At 62.7% G+C, this 3,374-nt stretch carries 4 protein-coding genes; 1 reads left to right on the top strand and 3 read right to left on the bottom strand.

What is annotated here, in order from left to right; genetic code table 11:
* The coding region (locus EN884_RS30310; protein ID WP_206617675.1) for a homocysteine S-methyltransferase family protein at positions 1 to 506 on the top strand (506 nt) is incomplete at its 5' end.
* 15 nt (positions 507 to 521) lie between these two features.
* Here EN884_RS30310 and EN884_RS38790 read toward each other — a convergent pair.
* From EN884_RS38790 to EN884_RS30295, 3 genes are all read right to left on the bottom strand, one after another.
* A complete protein-coding gene (locus tag EN884_RS38790; RefSeq protein ID WP_024501300.1) occupies positions 522 to 791 on the bottom strand; it encodes a hypothetical protein in 270 nt (89 codons plus the stop codon).
* Positions 792 to 1,004: 213 nt separating this feature from the next.
* Entirely contained in the window at positions 1,005 to 3,134 is a 2,130-nt protein-coding gene (locus EN884_RS30300; protein WP_063168195.1) for a VWA domain-containing protein, read from the bottom strand.
* 2 nt (positions 3,135 to 3,136) lie between these two features.
* On the bottom strand, positions 3,137 to 3,374 hold a 238-nt coding region (locus tag EN884_RS30295), incomplete at its 5' end, for an RNA polymerase sigma factor (RefSeq protein WP_164895245.1).

The raw sequence follows: 3,374 nt of genomic DNA, 5'->3' as shown, positions 1-3,374 counted from the left end.
AGCCCTACACCTATACCGGTTCCTTCGACACCGCCGGCCGCACCATGATGGGCCTGCTACCCAGGGATATCCACGGCGTCACCGACGGGCTGTCGCAGGCGCCGCTTGGCGTTGGCGCCAATTGCGGCGTCGGCGCGTCTGACATCCTGGCCTCGCTGCTCGACATGACCGAGGCGAAGCCGGAGGCAACGGTGATCGTCAAGGGCAATTGCGGCATTCCCGAATTCCGCGGCACCGAAATCCATTATTCCGGCACACCCGAACTGATGGCCGACTATGTCAGGCTCGCCGTCGATGGCGGCGCCAAAATTATCGGCGGCTGCTGCGGCACCTCGTTCCAGCACCTTGCCGCCATGCGCAAGGCGCTCGACGCGCACACCAAGGCGGATCGTCCGACGGTTGCCGCGATCGTCGAGCGCATCGGCCCGATGCGCAACAAGGCGGCGACGGAAAATACCGCCGAGACCAGCGAAGCCCGCCGCGAGCGCCGCCGCAGCCGGGCCTGAGCTTATCGGTTTCGATTATTCGCTGTTGTCGGCGTAGCTCGACTGCGCCGACTTGAAGTCGACCACATTGTCGCTGTGCATCGTCATCAGCGCGCCGGATGAAACCGGATCGGTTATCTGCTCCAGCATGATGCGGAAGCGGTCGTTGGTCAGCGCCGACATGGCGGTGTGGCGCGCCTGCGCGACATCGTCACTGATACGCCTGGATTCCGATGATGGGGCCGATGAAACCGCCGAAGCATCTCGTGCCGGCGGTGTCGAGTTGGCGATAGTCCTGATCTGCAATTTCGGCTCCCTCAAGCCCGGTACACCTGTCCTGCGTAACAAGCAGGGGGTTGCGATCCGCTACCGGAAATGCCGCGCAATTTAACGACCTGGAGATTCTCCGAAAAAAGGCCGGCAAGGGAATGAACCCCTCGCCGGCATGCCTCACCCGCCCGCGGTCGGTTTCCCCTGTCAGAACGATCCCATCTGAAAGAAACCGGCCGTCATCACCCACTACCGATTACCGCCCAGCGCCGAGGCAAGGCGCACAAGCGAGAGGAACTCGGACCTGTACCCAAACGGGTCGGCTCCTCGAGCGGCAGTGGCGATCTCCATGATCTTGTCGTAACCGAACTTCGCGGTCGCATCCTCGTCGCGCAGCTTCTGGCCGAAGGCGGCGACCGCGACGGAGAAGCGCTGGTCGGTGCTGGCCTGGTCGAAAGACGAGATCTCGTTGGCCGAGGTCACCGGCGTGGTGATCAGCTTCGAGACGTCTTCATTCGGCAGCTTGTAGCGGATCTTGACGAAGGCATATTCGTCCGCATTGGCAACGCCGCCATTGTCCACCGACGCCTGGCCATAACGCAGCGCGTCGATCTGTTCGCCGCCGCTGCCCTTTGGCGTGATTTCATAGATCGCGGTGACGGAATGGCCCGAGCCGATATCGCCGGCATCGACGCGGTCATTGTTGAAATCCTCGCGGTTCAAGGCGCGGGTCTCGTAGCCGATCAGGCGATATTCCGAGACCTTGTTCGGATTGAACTCGACCTGGATCTTGACGTCCTTGGCGATGGTGAACAGCGTCGACGATGCATCTTCGACCAGCACCTTCTCGGCTTCGGCCAGCGTGTCGATATAGGCGGCGGTGCCGTTGCCGTTCTGGGCGATGGTCTGCATCATCTGGTCGTTCAGATTGCCGCGGCCGAAGCCGAACACCGACAGGAAGACACCGGTCTTGCGCTCTTTTTCGATCAGCCGCTTCAGATCGTCGTCGTCGCTCTGGCCGACATTGAAGTCGCCGTCGGTGGCGAGCATCACCCGGTTGACGCCGTCCTTGACGAAGGATTTCTGCGCCAGCCTGTAGGCTTCCTTGATGCCCGCCTCGCCGGCCGTGCTGCCGCCGGGCGTCAGATTGTCGATGGCACTGAGGATCTTGTCCTTTTGGGACGCCTTGGTCGGCTCCAGGACCGTGCCGGCGTCACCCGCATAGGTTACGATCGAGATCGTGTCGTCGGCCTTCAGCTTGCTGACCAGCAGCCGAAAAGCCGATTTGAGCAGCGGCAGCTTGTCCGGCTCGTCCATCGAGCCCGAGACATCGATCAGGAAGACCAGATTGGCCTTCGGCTGCTCGGTCGGCTTGACGTCAAAACCCTTGATGGCGACATGCATCAGCCTGGTATGCGTGTTCCACGGCGTCGGCATGACGCTGACGGTCGAGTTGAATGGTGTCGAGGCCGACTCCGGACCCTTCCAGTCATAGGGGAAGTAGTTGATCATCTCCTCGACGCGGACAGTATCGACCTGCGGCAGGGTGCCCTGCTTCAGCGAGCTGCGCACGAAGGAATAGGAGGCTGTGTCGACGTCGATCGAGAAGGTCGAGACCGGATCCTCGAGTGCCGCATGCACCGGATTGGTCTTGAAATCCTCGATGCGGTCGCGGTTTTCCGGTTGCGGCTGCATCTGGTCGGCCGGCAAGGTCGACGGCTGCTGCGGCGCCATCAGCTTGGACTCGGCCGGCATGCGGGCCCGCGACGTACTGGGCGCACTTACGGCGCCATCCAATGCGAATTCGCCTGTCGGTGCCGGTGGCGCAGGCTCGGCCAGCACACCGCGCTCCAGTGCATTCTGTTGTGCCGCGCCGGAAGCAACGGTCGATTCGGATTTCTGCGGCGAGGCCGGCGCCACAGGCGCATCGGTCGCGTCGCGGCTTTCCACATCGGCGTCGGCTTTCTTGTCCGTCTCCAGCCCGGTCGGAGCCGGCTTCGGCTCGGCGGTCGTCGGCTTGACGGTCGCCGGCTTGACGGTCGCCGGCTTGTCGGCCAGCGTCTCGGTGATTTTCTCGTCGCCGCCGAATTTCGGCGGCTGTTCCCTCAGCATATGGAAGGTGGCGTATCCGGCGATCGGCAGGGCGACGAGCCCGGCAAGAACCGGCGTGGCAATGAGTTTCTTTTGCATGATCTCGCTCCAGAGCTTTTGTGCTCGCTCTGTGAGACGAAGCCCGCCAACCGATCCTTGGGTAACGGCAGAAATATTTTCCTGATCGTATGCACGCAGGGCGGCTTCGAAAGCACGTGCCTTGGCATCCTTGGCGGGCGCCGGCGCTGCTATATCGCGCAGTCTGTTGAGTTCGTTGTCGTCAACCATGGTCACACTTCCCCGGCCGCGCGCATCAGCGTCTTCAGCCGTTTCTTCGCTTCATGGATGTGCCAGGAAACCGTCGTCTCCGAGATTGTCATCGCCTCGGCCGCGGCCGCATGGCTCAACCCTTCGCCATAGACCAGCAGCACCGCGTCGCGCTGCTTGTCCGGCAATCGCCGGACGGCCGCCCACAGCGCTTCGGCAGGGTCTTCCGGTTCGACCGACGCCTCGCCCGAGATCAGTGCA

This window comes from Mesorhizobium sp. M7A.F.Ca.AU.001.01.1.1 (assembly GCF_004022735.1).
Taxonomy (GTDB): domain Bacteria; phylum Pseudomonadota; class Alphaproteobacteria; order Rhizobiales; family Rhizobiaceae; genus Mesorhizobium; species Mesorhizobium ciceri.
The sequence above is the reverse complement of the archived record's forward strand: the minus strand, read 5'-3'. Positions and strand labels throughout refer to the sequence as shown.